The sequence below is a fragment of the Legionella worsleiensis genome, from assembly GCF_001467535.1.
GTDB classification, from domain to species: Bacteria; Pseudomonadota; Gammaproteobacteria; order Legionellales; family Legionellaceae; genus Legionella; species Legionella worsleiensis.
Genome location: NZ_LNZC01000014.1, coordinates 1 through 15,292 on the forward strand (window position 1 = coordinate 1; position 15,292 = coordinate 15,292).

A 15,292-nucleotide genomic window follows, 5' to 3' on the forward strand; every position below is an offset into this window, starting at 1 on the left:
CAAAGTTGTTTTACCATGATCTACGTGACCAATTGTCCCCACATTTACGTGCGGTTTTTTACGCTCAAATTTTTCCTTCGCCATTTCTATAACCTCATTAACTTTTTATTGTTTCTTGATAATTGCTTCAGCAATATTGTTTGGTGCCTCAGCATACTTAGAAAATTCCATCGTATACGTTGCTCTTCCCTGAGTAGCAGAACGTAAATCGGTTGAATAACCAAACATCTCTGCAAGTGGAACTTCTGCTCTTACAATTTTTCCTGCTGGAGAGTCTTCCATTCCCTGTACTAACCCACGACGTCTGTTTAAGTCTCCCATCACATCGCCCATATAGTCTTCAGGAGTAACAACTTCTACAGCCATAATTGGCTCAAGCAAAACTGGCTTGGCTCTTAAAGCACCTTGCTTGAAGCACTGAGATCCAGCAATTTTGAACGCCATTTCACTGGAATCTACTTCATGGAATGATCCATCAAATAGAGTTACTTTTACATCAACTACTGGATAACCAGCAATAACACCATTTTGTAATTGTTCCTGAACCCCTTTATCTACTGCGGGGATAAATTCTTTAGGAATTACACCACCTACGATAGCATTTACAAACTCATAACCTGAACCAGGTTCTTGAGGTTCAATTTTCAACCAGACATGACCATACTGTCCTCGTCCACCTGATTGTCTTACAAACTTACCTTCTTGCTCTACTGTTTGCTTTAATGTTTCCCTGTAGGCAACCTGCGGCTTTCCTACATTTGCTTCAACATTAAATTCTCTCTTCATACGATCAACAATAATTTCAAGGTGAAGTTCACCCATACCTTCTATTATTGTTTGACCCGATTCTTCATCGGTATGCACCCTGAATGAAGGATCTTCTTGTGCTAATTTACCTAAAGCGATACCCATTTTTTCCTGATCTGCTTTAGTTCTTGGTTCAACTGCAACTGCAATTACCGGATCAGGAAAATCCATTCGTTCGAGAATGACTATGTGATCCTGATCACACAAAGTATCACCTGTAGTAACGGTTTTTAAACCAACAGCAGCAGCGATATCACCTGCTCTAACCTCTTTGATTTCTTCCCTAGAGTTAGCATGCATTTGTAATAAACGACCGATACGTTCTTTTTTTCCTTTTACTGAGTTGTATACAGTATCGCCACATTTTAAAACGCCGGAATAGGCCCTAAAATAAGTTAAAGTACCAACAAAAGGATCTGTTGCAATCTTAAATGCCAAAGCCGAGAAGGGAGCATCATTACTTGTTTGTCTATGCGTTTCGTTCCCATGCTCATCTGTACCCTGAATGTCAGGAATATCAGTAGGCGAAGGCAAATATTCAATCACGCCATCAAGAACAGCCTGTACACCCTTATTTTTGAAGGCTGAGCCACAAAATACTGGTACAATTTTGTTAGTTACTGTAAGTTCTCGTAAAGCAGTTTTAATTTCCAACTCTGAAAACGCTTCGCCTTCGAGATATTTAGTCATCAGCTCTTCGTTTGTTTCAGCTGCGGCTTCTATAATAAGCGCTCTATACTCTTCGCATTCAGCTTTAAGCTCTGCAGGAATATCCATATATTTAAAGGTCATTCCTTTGTTTTCTTCATCCCAATGAATTGCTTTCATTTTGATGATGTCTATGACCCCTTTGAATTCTTCTTCAGAACCTATAGGTAGTTGAACCACAACGGGATTAGATCCCAAACGTTGTTTTATTTGTGCAACGACTCGGTGAAAATTTGCCCCAATTCTGTCCATTTTGTTAACAAAAACAATTCTGGGAACACCGTATTTGTTTGCCTGACGCCAAACAGTTTCTGACTGAGGCTCGACTCCGGATACGGAATCAAACACGACTATTGCACCATCCAATACCCGTAAGGAGCGTTCAACCTCAATCATAAAATCAACGTGTCCGGGAGTATCGATAATATTGATGCGGTGTGCTTCAAACTGCTTATCCATACCCGGCCAGTAACATGTAGTCGCTGCTGAGGTAATTGTAATTCCGCGTTCTTGCTCCTGTACCATCCAATCCATAGTCGCAGCACCGTCATGTACTTCACCAATCTTGTGAGACATGCCTGTATAATACAGTATGCGCTCAGTAGTTGTGGTTTTTCCAGCATCAACGTGTGCGGCAATACCTATGTTCCGATACAGTTTCAATGGAGTTGACACGGCTTACCTCTCTCCTAGTTCCATCTAAAATGTGCAAATGCCTGGTTGGCTTTTGCCATTTTATGTGTATCTTCACGTTTTTTTACCGCTGAACCCTTACTCTCGTAGGCGTCCATTAATTCACCGGCTAAGCGAAGCATCATACCCTTTTCGCCACGTGAACGTGCAGCCTGTACAATCCAACGCATACCCAGGGCAATGCTTCGGTCATGTCTTACTTCAACAGGCACCTGATATGTTGCGCCTCCGACACGTCGTGATCTTACTTCTACGCTGGGGCGTACGTTATTAAGAGCATCTTCGAAATAGCGAAGAACGGAACCTGAAGTTGATTCATTGGTTTCTTCTTCGGATTTTTTTGATTTCTTAACACGCTCATCCAGAACTGTTAATGCGCCGTAAATAATTTTTTCAGCAGTGGATTTTTTACCACTGACCATTAATACGTTGATAAATTTTGCTAGCAGCTCACTATGGTGTTTAGGATCTGGCAAAATCTCACGTTTCGGTACTTCTCGTCTTCTTGGCATCTCAATTTCCTACAATCAGTTATTTTTTATCTTTTGGTTTTTTTGTACCATACTTGGAACGACCTTGTTTTCGATCGTTAACACCTGATGTATCTAAACTACCTCTCACTGTGTGATATCGCACACCAGGTAAGTCTTTAACACGACCACCTCTAATTAGAACAACAGAGTGTTCTTGTAAGTTATGACCTTCACCACCAATGTATGATGAAACTTCAAATCCATTAGTTAAACGTACACGAGCAACCTTACGCATAGCTGAGTTTGGTTTTTTTGGTGTAGTAGTATAAACGCGAGTACAAACTCCGCGTCTTTGTGGACATGACTCTAGTGCAGGTACGTTACTTTTTTTCTTTACGTCCACACGAGGCTTTCTTACTAACTGATTAATAGTAGCCATTTGTACTTAACTCCGATCTGTCTCTTGTGAATATTTCGAATGCATAAGGAGGCCGGATTCTATAAAGAACCGGCAGATTTGTCAAGTTTAAATCTGCCAATTTTGAATCCAGACTAGTGATCATGATTATCTGCGTTTAATGCTTCACTTAACGCATGTTCAACATCACTTGCAGTTACAGTGTGTGTTGAATGCTCACCACCTGCTGCAGCCCTTGCTCTTTTTGCCTTTCGGCTTTGATGATAAGTGTACCCTGTTCCTGCTGGAATTAAGCGACCAACCATCACGTTTTCTTTTAAGCCACGTAAATCGTCAATTTTTCCACTTACAGCTGCTTCAGTCAAAACTCTCGTTGTTTCCTGGAACGATGCAGCAGAAATAAAGGACTCTGTTGCCAAAGATGCCTTGGTAATACCCAATAAAATTGGAGTACCTCTGGCGATTTGCTTTCCTTCAGCAATAAGCTTGTCATTCTCTTGAAGCATGACACTTTCTTCTATTTGTTCTCCCACCAGGAATTTTGAATCACCGGCAAAAGTAATAACGCGTTTACGTAACATTTGTCTTACAATCGTTTCAATGTGTTTATCGTTGATTTTTACACCTTGCAAGCGATATACATCTTGTACTTCATTAACAATGTAGTTTGCCAATGCACCTACACCAAGTAAACGTAAAATGTCATGAGGATTTAATGCTCCTTCAGCAATTAACTCTCCACGCTCAACATGTTCACCTTCGAATACTGAAATATGACGCCACTTAGGTATCAATTCCTCATGGCATTGATCCTCAGAAACGTTAATAATCAATCTTCGTTTTCCTTTGGTTTCCTTACCAAAATTAACAAGACCTGAAACTTCTGCCATTACCGCAGAATCTTTGGGTTTACGTGCTTCAAACAAGTCAGCAACGCGTGGTAGACCCCCTGTAATGTCTCGAGTCTTTGAACGCTCTTGCGGTATCCGTGCAATAACGTCTCCAATACCTACATGGCCACCATCTTCAAAGTTAACAATCGCATCAACAGGCAAATAATACTGCGCAGGGACATTTGTTCCAGCCAGGAATATGTCTTCACCCTCACTGGTTACCAATTTCACCATAGGCCTTAAATCACGACCTGCAGCACTTCTTTGTTTTGCGTCTATGATGACGATATTACTCAAACCAGTAAGTTCATCGGTTTGTCTGTTCATGGTAATACCATCAATCAAATCAACGAACTTAAGGTTACCTGTAACTTCAGAGATAACGGGGTGTGTATGAGGATCCCAGGTAGCAATCACTTGACCGGCCTCTACTGGTGAATTATCTTGCACCGAAATGACCGCACCATAAGGTAATTTGTATCGCTCTCTTTCCCTACCGAATTCATCAACAATAGTCACCTCACCAGATCGTGAAACGGCAACAAGGTTTTTGTTCTCGTGAGTTACAGTTTTAATATTGTGTAATCGGATGAGACCCTTTGTTTTAATCTGAATGTTATTAGCAGCAGTCGCCCTTGATGCGGCTCCTCCAATGTGGAAGGTACGCATAGTTAACTGAGTACCGGGCTCACCGATTGATTGTGCAGCGATAATCCCTACAGCCTCTCCAGTATTAACCAAATGACCTCGAGCCAAGTCTCTTCCATAACATTTAGCGCACAAACCAAAGCGAGTCTGGCAGGTTATAGGTGAACGAACCATAATCTGGTCTACACCTTGTTTTTCAAGACGCTCGACCCAATCCTCGTCCAGTAGTGTGCCAGCTTTAACTACAGGCTCACTTTGATTTGGAATGTAAACATCTGCGGCTACAACACGACCCAAGACTCTTTCGTGTAGTGGTTCAACAATATCACCACCCTCAATTAACGGTTGCATTAATATACCGGTATCTACACCGCAATCGTCTTCTGTGATAACAACATCCTGAGCAACATCCACCAGTCTTCTGGTCAGGTAACCTGAGTTTGCAGTTTTAAGTGCAGTATCTGCCAATCCTTTTCGTGCTCCGTGAGTAGAAATAAAGTACTGGAATACATTCAAACCTTCTCTGAAGTTTGCAGTAATTGGCGTTTCAATAATCGAGCCATCAGGCGCCGCCATCAATCCCCTCATTCCTGCAAGCTGTCTTATCTGCGCTGCAGATCCCCGTGCACCAGAGTCTGCCATCATGAAAATTGGGTTAAAGGATTCTTGTCGTACCTTATCGCCTTTAGCATTTACTACTTCTTCTGTAGCAATTCTGCTCATCATTGATTTAGCAACTAACTCGTTTGTACGGGACCAGATATCGATAACCTTGTTATAACGCTCACCATTTGTAACCAGACCTGAACGGAACTGAGATTCGATTTCACGAACTTCATTATCAGCATGTTCAATGATACTGGCTTTATCTTCAGGTATTTCCATATCTTCAATACCGATAGAAATACCTGAACGTGTTGCATATTTAAAACCGGTATACATAAGTTGATCAGCAAAAATTACTGTTTCTTTCAAACCGTAATTTCTATAACAACTGTCAATGACCTTGGAAATTACTTTCTTAGTCATGGTACGGTTAATTTGGGCAAAAGGCATACCTTTTGGCAGGATTTCAGCAAGGATTGCACGACCTACTGTCGTTTCAACAAGATTGTAACCTGTTGATCCTTCTTCTTCCTTAGGCATACGAATTTTAATTTTGGCATGAATATCCAAATGACCGGATTCAAAGAAATTTTGTGCTTCCTGGGCGCTGGCGTAAATTTTTCCTTCACCAAGAGCATTTACTTTTTCACGGGTCAGATAATACAAACCTAATACGACGTCCTGACTCGGAACAATAATGGGCTCACCACTGGCGGGAGACAAAATATTGTTGGTAGACATCATCAAAGATCGAGCTTCGAGTTGTGCCTCAAGTGTCAAGGGCACATGAACAGCCATCTGATCGCCGTCAAAGTCTGCGTTATACGCTGTACAAACCAGGGGATGAAGCTGAATTGCTTTACCTTCAATAAGTACTGGTTCGAAAGCCTGAATACCAAGTCGGTGAAGAGTGGGTGCTCTGTTTAGAAGAATAGGATGCTCTCTGATTACGTCGTCAAGTATATCCCATACTACGGACTCTTCTCGCTCAACCATTTTTTTAGCGGCTTTAATTGTAGTTGCAAGACCTCTAAACTCTAATTTCGAGAAAATAAACGGCTTAAATAACTCCAAAGCCATTTTTTTCGGTAAACCGCATTGATGCAGTTTCAAAGTAGGCCCTACAACAATAACTGAACGACCTGAATAATCTACTCGCTTACCCAATAGGTTTTGTCGGAATCGACCTTGTTTACCCTTGATCATATCAGCCAAAGATTTAAGCGGTCTCTTATTAGTTCCTGTTATTGCCCTGCCTCTTCTGCCGTTATCCAAGAGAGCATCAACAGATTCCTGTAACATGCGTTTTTCATTTCTAACAATAATATCTGGAGCATTTAAATCAAGAAGACGCTTCAGACGATTGTTTCGGTTTATAACCCGACGATATAAATCGTTCAGATCAGATGTGGCAAATCGCCCACCATCTAAAGGAACCAAAGGCCGTAGATCTGGAGGCAATACAGGCAGGACGTCCATGATCATCCATTCAGGTTTATTACCAGACTCGTAAAACGCTTCAAGCAATTTTAATCTTTTTGTAATCTTCTTAATTTTCGTTTCAGAATTAGTAGTAGGTAATTCCTCACGTAAATTTTTGATTTCTTCCTCAAGATCAATTTGACGTAACAAGTCACGAATAGCTTCTGCGCCCATACGAGCATCAAATTCATCGCCATACTGTTCCATTGCGTCAAGATACACTTCATCATTAAGAAGTTGGCCCTTTTCTAACTCAGTCATGCCAGGATCAACAACGACAAACGCTTCAAAATATAAAACACGTTCTATATCTCTTAGTGTCATGTCTAGTAATAGACCTATTCGTGATGGAAGTGATTTTAAGAACCAAATATGAGCAACTGGACTTGCAAGCTCGATATGGCCCATTCGCTCACGCCTTACTTTAGCCAATGCAAGTTCAACACCACACTTCTCGCAAATAACACCACGATGTTTAAGGCGTTTGTATTTACCACAAAGACACTCGTAATCTTTGACCGGACCGAAGGTCTTGGCACAAAACAAGCCATCACGTTCTGGTTTGAAAGTACGATAATTTATCGTTTCAGGTTTTTTTACTTCACCATAGGACCATGAACGAATTAATTCAGGTGATGCTAAAGCAATTTTTATAGCATCAAATTCTTCACTTTGCCCCTGCTGTTTGAGAATACCCAGTAAATCGCTCATTACAGGCGCTTTTCTCATCGGGTCGTTGTTTAGAGTAGCCAAATCTATGCCTCCAAAAATAGGGTTAGTCAGTATGTATCGCTGAACAGTTAATCGTGATCTAGTTCGATATCAATTCCCAGTGCCCTTATTTCTTTCAATAATACATTGAAGGATTCAGGCATACCTGGGTCCATACGATGGTCTCCATCGACTATATTTTTGTAGATCTTTGTTCTACCTCCAACATCATCTGATTTGACAGTCAACATTTCCTGCAGAGTATATGCAGCACCATAAGCTTCAAGTGCCCAGACTTCCATTTCCCCGAAACGCTGTCCACCAAATTGCGCTTTACCGCCAAGTGGTTGTTGCGTAACCAGGCTATATGATCCTGTAGAACGCGCATGCATTTTGTCATCAACCAAGTGATTCAGTTTTAGCATATACATGTATCCAACAGTAACTGGATTATCAAACTTGTTACCAGTTCTACCGTCTATCAATGTTGTTTTACCGTCAGGCGATAAACCAGCCAATTGCAGCATGCTCTTAATCTCGGCCTCGGAAGCTCCGTCAAACACAGGGGTAGCCATAGGTACGCCATTACGTAAATTTTCTGCTAACCTGAACAGTTCCTCATCATTGAGACAATCAAGATTGACTCGTTGGACACCGTCATGGTTGTATATCTGCAATAAGAAGGATCTTATATCATCAGCTGATTTCTTGCTGTCTAACAACTGAGCTATTTTATGTCCTAAACCTTTAGCAGCAAGACCAAGATGCGTTTCCAAGACTTGTCCTATGTTCATACGGGACGGTACACCCAATGGATTCAGAACAATATCTACTGATGTTCCGTCTTCCATATGAGGCATATCCTCAACGGGAACAACGATTGATATAACCCCTTTGTTTCCATGACGTCCAGCCATTTTATCACCAGGCTGTATTCTTCGTTTAACGGCAAGATATACTTTAACAATCTTTAAAACACCGGGAGCTAAATCATCGCCTTGAATTATCTTTTTACGGCTATCATTAAAGCGTTTTTCCATTTCTTTGGAGAGTAATTCTAACTGCTTTGATAACTGCTCAAGTTGTTGGCTGATGACATCGTTATCCAGGCGGATATCAAACCATTTTTCCCTACTGAGATTATCCAGATATTCCTGACTAATTTTAGAACCTGGTTTTAAGTTTGCAGGACCACCTGTTGCTTGTTTATCGAGCAGCAAATTAGCGACACGGTGATAAATATCTTCTTCTCGTATACGACGTTCATCAATCAAGTCTTTTCTTACTCGTGCTAAATGCTCTTCCTCAATGCTCTTAGCCCTTGCATCTTTTTCAAGGCCATCACGTGTGAATACCTGCACATCGATAACGGTACCGTTCATACCAGAAGGTACTCGAAGAGATGAATCTTTAACATCAGATGCTTTCTCGCCGAATATAGCTCTTAATAATTTTTCCTCAGGAGTAAGCTGAGTTTCACCTTTAGGAGTTACCTTTCCAACCAAAATATCACCGGCATTGACTTCAGCACCTATATATACCACACCAGATTCGTCAAGATTTGAAAGAGCAGACTCACCAACATTAGGAATATCGGCAGTGATTTCTTCTGTACCTAATTTCGTATCACGGGCAATGCAGGTTAGCTCTTCAATGTGAATAGTCGTAAATCTGTCATCTTGAACAATTCGTTCTGAAATGAGAATGGAGTCCTCAAAGTTGTATCCATTCCAAGGCATGAAAGCAACCAGAAGGTTTTGACCCAGGGCAAGTTCACCCATATCGGTACATGGTCCATCGGCCAGCACGTCACCACGTTGAATGACATCGCCTGTCGATACGATAGGTCTTTGGTTTATACATGTATCCTGATTCGAACGAAAGTACTTGGTAAGATTATAGATGTCTACACCGGTTTCACCAGCTGTAGTTTCATCATCATTAACACGTACCACAATACGTGAGGCATCTACCAAATCGATAACTCCACCACGTTTCGCAACAACAGAAACACCTGAGTCTGATGCTACAATACGCTCCATTCCAGTTCCAACAAGTGGTTTTTCTGAACGTAAAGTAGGTACCGCTTGTCGTTGCATGTTTGAACCCATTAATGCACGGTTCGCATCATCATGCTCAAGAAACGGAATTAATGACGCCGCAACAGATACAATCTGCTTTGGAGAAACATCCATATAGTTTATCTTATCTGGAGTGGTCAGTGAAAATTCATTTTGATGACGACATGGTACGAGGTCAGCGAGAATGTTACCCTGTTCATCCAATTCAACATTTGACTGAGCGATGTATTGATCAACTTCTTCAATCGCAGATAAATATTCTATCTCATCTGTAACACGACCGTTGATTACTTTACGGCATGGAGTTTCAATAAATCCATAGTCGTTTGTTCTTGCATAGACAGACAATGAATTAATAAGTCCAATATTTGGACCTTCGGGAGTTTCAATTGGACATACACGACCGTAGTGTGTTGTGTGAACGTCACGAACCTCAAACCCTGCTCGCTCACGAGTCAGACCGCCTGGGCCTAATGCAGAAACACGTCGTTTATGAGTTACACCGGATAATGGATTAACCTGATCCATAAACTGGGATAACTGACTGGAACCAAAAAACTCTTTAACTGCAGCCGAAACAGGTTTGGCATTAATGAGATCCTGTGGCATCAAGTTTTCAGACTCAACAAGACTCAAGCGTTCTTTAACAGCACGTTCAACTCGAACTAAACCAACTCTGAACTGGTTTTCTGCCATCTCGCCAACACTTCGTACTCTTCTGTTTCCTAAATGGTCTATATCGTCAACCATTCCAATACCATTTCGGATGTCAATCAATGTTTTGATAACAGCCATAATGTCTTCTTTGGTCAGTGTACCAGGACCATCATCATTTTTTCTGCCAACTCTACGATTGAATTTCATACGACCAACAGCAGATAGGTCATAACGCTCATCAACAAAGAATAAATTTTTAAACAATGCTTCCGCAGCTTCTTTAGTTGGTGGCTCACCTGGGCGCATCATACGATAAATTTCAACCAGCGCTTCCAATTGAGATGATGTTGTATCAATTTTTAAAGTATCTGATATATAAGAACCATGATCCAAATCATTGGTATAAATCATATCGATATGCAAAATACCGCTATTAGCCATCGTATCAAGCAACTCTTCAGTTAACTCATCATTAGCATTTGCGATAATTTCACCAGTTAATGTATCGACTACGTTTTTAGCAAGAGTTTTACCTATCAAATAATCTCTTGGTACGACCAAATCCTGCATTTGGTATTTTTCCATTTGCTTAATGTGTCGTGCAGTAATTCTACGCCCTTGTTCAACAATTAATTCCCCTGTTTCAGGTACTAAAATGTCAAAGGATGCGATTTCACCTCTTAGACGTTGTGGAATGAGATCAATATGATATTCACCATTTTTAAGGTGACATTTTGTCGTTTCAAAGAACTCCGCCAATATATCTTCAGCCTCATATCCTAAAGCTCGCAAAAGAATACTAACGGGTAGCTTTCTTCTTCGGTCTATTCGGACGTAAACACAATCTTTAGGGTCAAATTCGAAATCTAACCATGAACCACGGTAAGGAATAATTCTTGCGGAATAGAGCAGCTTACCTGATGAATGGGTTTTACCTTTATCATGTTCAAATATGACACCTGGTGAACGGTGTAGCTGAGAAACAACGACCCGCTCAGTACCGTTGACAACGAAGGTACCTACATCGGTCATCAGAGGGATTTCACCCATAAACACGTCTTGTTCTCTAATGTCTTTTACTGGTTTAGGATCATCGCTTGCATCTTTATCAAGAACTACAAGTCTTATTTTAACCCTTAATGGCGCCGAATACGTTAAACCTCTTAATTTACATTCTCTTACATCAAATGCGGGTTCACCCAGTTTGTATCCCACATATTCTAGTCGTGCATTACCTGAGAAACTTTCTATAGGAAAGACAGAAGAGAATGCAGCATGTAATCCAGTATTAAGATGCTCACTCAATTTACAATCAGTTTGGAGAAAATCTCTATAGGATTTTAATTGAATTTCAAGCAGATTTGGTATTGCCATTATATCGGTCTGCTTACCAAAGCTTTTGCGAAATCGTTTCTTCTCAGCATGTGAATATTGAGGTTTAGCTTCTGCAACGGCCATGGTGATTCCTCTGTAAATTATTGATGACTTGAAACACGTAAACCCAGCCATGAAAACATGGCTGGGTTCCTAAATAAACTTAAATTTTTAATTATTTGACTTCAACTGTAGCACCAGCTTCTTCAAGCTCTTTCTTGATTGCAGCAGCTTCGTCTTTAGATACGCCTTCTTTAACTGTTGAAGGAGCACCTTCTACCAAATCTTTAGCTTCTTTCAAACCAAGACCAGTTAATCCACGAATAACTTTAATTACGCCAACTTTGTTTGCGCCAAAGTTTGTCATAATTACGTTGAATTCTGTTTGCTCTTCAGCAGCAGCAGCGGCAGCAGCAGGTGCAGCAACAGCTACAGCAGCAGCGGCAGCAGATACACCGAATTTCTCTTCCATTGCTTCGATTAACTCTACAACTTCCATTACAGACATGTTGGAAATTGTTTCTAAAATATCATTTTTTGACACAGCCATTACTAGCTCCTAGTTAAAATAAATTAATGATTAAGCGGGGTTATCCTGCTTTTTGATCTTTAACTGCTGCTATAGTTCTCACCAATTTTGCATGAGGTTCAGCAAGAGTACGAACAAATTTCTCAATTGGCGCCTTCATGACATACATCAACTTGGCTATAGCTTCATCACGGGTCGGCAGACTTGCAACGGCGTCAATCTGATTAGCACCATATACTTTGCCACCTACTGACAATGCTTTAATCTCAAGCTTATCAAATGTCTTTGAAAACTCTTTAAGTAGTCTTGCAGCGTCACTTGGGGCATCCAAAGACAGTGCAATAAATAACGGACCTACTAAAAGGTCGTTCAAGCACTCAAATTCAGTGTTTTTAAATGCTCTTCTTGTTAAAGTATTTCGTACAACACGAAGATAAACACCAGATTTACGCGCTTCACTACGTAAATGCGTCATTTGATTAACAGTTAAACCTCGATAATCAGCAACCACTGCTGAAATAGCCTTAGACGCGACTGCAGTCACTTCTTCAACAACGGCTTTTTTTGCAGCTAAATTTAATGTCACGTTACTGACCTCCTAATGTGTACAAATCCAGAGGATTTGACAGTTATGGTGGCCCGTCTCTTTATAAGGAGCCGGTTCACCGTCTGCGCAGGAAATTAAGCGTAAGCACCTGCGGTCTTCGACGGCATGGAACCTAGTCTATGCCGTGAATTCTTAAAATGGGTTGATATCTTACACAGGTATTGATGAAACATCAATAGGTAAACCAGGGCCCATTGTGGAAGATAGTGAAATTTTTCTCAAATACTGACCTTTAGATGAAACAGGTTTCGCCTTTTTCAAATCGCTGATTAAAGCAACGATGTTTTCTAATATGTCTTCAGGAGCGAAATCTACTTTTCCAACAGAGCAATGAATAATACCATTTTTGTCAGTTCGGTATCTTACCTGACCTGATTTTGCATCATTTACAGCTGCTTCAACGTTAGTAGTAACAGTACCTACTTTTGGATTAGGCATCAGCCCTCGTGGGCCAAGTACTTGACCTAGTTGACCAACAATACGCATTGCATCTGGTGTTGCGATAACAACATCGAAATCCATAGAACCTGCTTTAATCTGCTCCGCTAAATCTTCAAAACCTACTATATCTGCTCCAGCTGCTTTAGCTTTTGCAGCGTTATCACCTTGAGCAAAAACAGCTACTCGTACTGTTTTACCAGTACCTTTAGGTAAATTGGTAGAGGATCTAACGACTTGGTCTGATTTACGTGGATCAACACCAAGATTAACACTAATATCTATATTTTCTTTAAAATTAGCTGAGGCCAATTGTTTTAAAACAACAACTGCTTCAGTAACGTTATACAGATGATTTGCTTTTACGACTTCATTAATTTTTTTACGTTTTTTTGTTAACTTTGCCATGGTAACCCCTTATTCCATACCTTCAACATCAATACCCATGCTACGCGCAGTACCAGCAATACTTCGAACTGCAGCACTTAAATCAGCAGCCGTCAAATCGGGTTGCTTGGTTTGTGCTATCTCTTCAAGTTTACTGACGTGAAGCTTGGCTACTTTCTTAGTATTAGGTGTACCACTACCACTTTGAATACCAGCTGCTTTTTTGAGTAGGACAGAAGCTGGAGGTGTTTTGGTCACGAAAGTAAAACTACGATCACTGTACACAGTGATAACTACTGGTGTAGGTAGGCCTTGTTCCATTTGCTGTGTTGCAGCATTGAAAGCTTTACAGAACTCCATGATGTTGACGCCACGTTGACCAAGTGCAGGTCCAACTGGTGGACTAGGATTCGCTTTACCTGCTGGAATCTGTAGTTTGATATATGCTTCTACTTTTTTTGCCATGTTTACTCCTTATGGGTCATACGCCAAGTACTAGACAACTGATATCTAATTCGGCTCCCCGGGTTTTTAAATCTTATACAAAACATCACTAATCTTCTTTATGGCGTAATGAAACACCCTAAAGAAGCGAAATTTAATTTTTAAGTTTTTTCAACTTGACTGAATTCTAGCTCTACCGGTGTTGAACGACCAAATATCAGAACAGCGACCCTTAGTCGGTTCTTTTCGTAATTAACTTCTTCTACAACACCATTAAAGTCGACAAAAGGACCTTCTTTGACCCTAATCACTTCACCAGGTTCAAAGAGAATTTTAGGTCTTGGCTTAGTTACACCATCTTCAACCCTCTGCATAATAGCACGAGCTTCTTTATCTGATATTGGAGTAGGAGTTTGGCTTGTACCACCTATAAAACCAAGAACTCTTGGGATTGCACGAACCATGTGCCATGTTTGATCATCCATAACCATATTTACCAGTACATAGCCAGGAAAGAATTTACGTGTGCTTTTACGTTTTTGACCAGAACGCATCTCGACTACTTCTTCGGATGGAACTACAACCTCTCCAATTTTATCTTGGAGATTATGATGCAATGCTCTTGAAGTAATCTCTCGCATAACAAAATTTTCATATCCTGAATAGGCATGTACGACGTACCATTGCTTTACTTTGTGCTCATCCACTATAGTCACCCTAAATGTGTTATTTTAGCTATAGCCCACATCATTAACGAATCAACTCCCCAGAGGATGAATCCAGTTAATGTAACCATGACCATTACTATAATTGTGGTTTGTACAGTTTCATGACGAGTAGGCCAAACTACTTTTTGCAATTCAACCTTAGCTTCCTGGGCGAATACAAAAACTCGCTTACCGGTTGTAGTTAGATAGCCCAGAAAAAGAGATATCAATAACCAACCAAGCCAGACTATAGACTGAATAGGCCCTGAAAAAGTGTAATAATAGGTACAAAAAAATGCGCCTGCAGTTATAAGAACTACAGCTAACCAAGATAGTATATCTTTAATGTTGCTTTGATTTTCGTTTGAACTTTTCATATTTGCTTGGTAGTTGGCAGGCCAGGAGGGAATCGAACCCCCAACCTGCGGTTTTGGAGACCGCCACTCTGCCAATTGAGCTACTGGCCTAAACTTCGTTGGCATGAACTCTAGATATTCATGCCAACACACTTTTACACTTCTTACTCGATAATTTTAGCAACCACGCCGGCGCCTACAGTACGGCCACCTTCCCGAATTGCGAAACGTAAACCTTCTGTCATCGCAATAGGCGCATGCAAGTTGATAACT

The 15,292-nt window shown here is 40.7% G+C and carries 13 protein-coding genes and 1 tRNA gene; all 14 read right to left on the reverse strand.

The features are described from left to right. The coding region (locus Lwor_RS13485) for a GTP-binding protein (RefSeq protein WP_080443379.1) at positions 1–84 on the reverse strand (84 nt) is incomplete at its 3' end. Between the two features lie 21 nt (positions 85–105). Continuing rightward, entirely contained in the window at positions 106–2,190 is a 2,085-nt protein-coding gene (fusA, locus tag Lwor_RS08080; protein WP_058493388.1) for an elongation factor G, read from the reverse strand. A 14-nt stretch (positions 2,191–2,204) separates the two neighbouring features. After that, positions 2,205–2,720 carry a 30S ribosomal protein S7 gene (gene rpsG / locus Lwor_RS08085; RefSeq protein ID WP_058493389.1) on the reverse strand — a complete coding sequence of 172 codons (516 nt, stop codon included), beginning with the start codon at positions 2,718–2,720 and terminating at the stop codon, positions 2,205–2,207. A gap of 19 nt (positions 2,721–2,739) precedes the next feature. Beyond that, positions 2,740–3,120: a 30S ribosomal protein S12 gene (gene rpsL / locus Lwor_RS08090; protein ID WP_010654837.1), complete on the reverse strand. Its 381-nt coding sequence runs from the start codon at positions 3,118–3,120 to the stop codon at positions 2,740–2,742. Between the two features lie 113 nt (positions 3,121–3,233). Further along, positions 3,234–7,439 (reverse strand): DNA-directed RNA polymerase subunit beta', encoded by a 4,206-nt coding sequence (gene rpoC, locus Lwor_RS08095; RefSeq protein ID WP_058493396.1) that lies wholly within the window; start codon positions 7,437–7,439, stop codon positions 3,234–3,236. Positions 7,440–7,528: 89 nt separating this feature from the next. Beyond that, positions 7,529–11,635, reverse strand: coding sequence for a DNA-directed RNA polymerase subunit beta (gene rpoB, locus Lwor_RS08100; RefSeq protein ID WP_058493390.1), 4,107 nt, complete (start codon positions 11,633–11,635; stop codon positions 7,529–7,531). Between the two features lie 91 nt (positions 11,636–11,726). After that, a complete protein-coding gene (rplL, locus tag Lwor_RS08105) occupies positions 11,727–12,101 on the reverse strand; it encodes a 50S ribosomal protein L7/L12 (protein ID WP_058493391.1) in 375 nt (124 codons plus the stop codon). A gap of 40 nt (positions 12,102–12,141) precedes the next feature. Further along, on the reverse strand, positions 12,142–12,666 hold the full coding sequence (rplJ, locus tag Lwor_RS08110; protein WP_058493392.1) for a 50S ribosomal protein L10: 525 nt from the start codon (positions 12,664–12,666) through the stop codon (positions 12,142–12,144). 171 nt (positions 12,667–12,837) lie between these two features. After that, positions 12,838–13,533: a 50S ribosomal protein L1 gene (rplA, locus tag Lwor_RS08115; RefSeq protein ID WP_058493393.1), complete on the reverse strand. Its 696-nt coding sequence runs from the start codon at positions 13,531–13,533 to the stop codon at positions 12,838–12,840. A gap of 9 nt (positions 13,534–13,542) precedes the next feature. Then, on the reverse strand, positions 13,543–13,977 hold the full coding sequence (rplK, locus tag Lwor_RS08120) for a 50S ribosomal protein L11 (protein ID WP_058493394.1): 435 nt from the start codon (positions 13,975–13,977) through the stop codon (positions 13,543–13,545). A gap of 140 nt (positions 13,978–14,117) precedes the next feature. Further along, positions 14,118–14,666, reverse strand: a complete 549-nt coding sequence (nusG, locus tag Lwor_RS08125) for a transcription termination/antitermination protein NusG (RefSeq protein WP_058473110.1) — start codon at positions 14,664–14,666, stop codon at positions 14,118–14,120. A gap of 2 nt (positions 14,667–14,668) precedes the next feature. Beyond that, the gene (secE, locus tag Lwor_RS08130) at positions 14,669–15,040 is read right to left on the reverse strand and encodes a preprotein translocase subunit SecE (RefSeq protein ID WP_058493397.1); all 372 of its coding nucleotides are present in this window, start codon (positions 15,038–15,040) and stop codon (positions 14,669–14,671) included. A 14-nt stretch (positions 15,041–15,054) separates the two neighbouring features. Continuing rightward, a tRNA-Trp gene (locus Lwor_RS08135) sits at positions 15,055–15,130 on the reverse strand. Between the two features lie 53 nt (positions 15,131–15,183). Further along, a partial coding sequence (locus Lwor_RS13490; protein ID WP_157063135.1) for an EF-Tu C-terminal domain-related protein occupies positions 15,184–15,292 on the reverse strand: 109 nt, incomplete at its 5' end.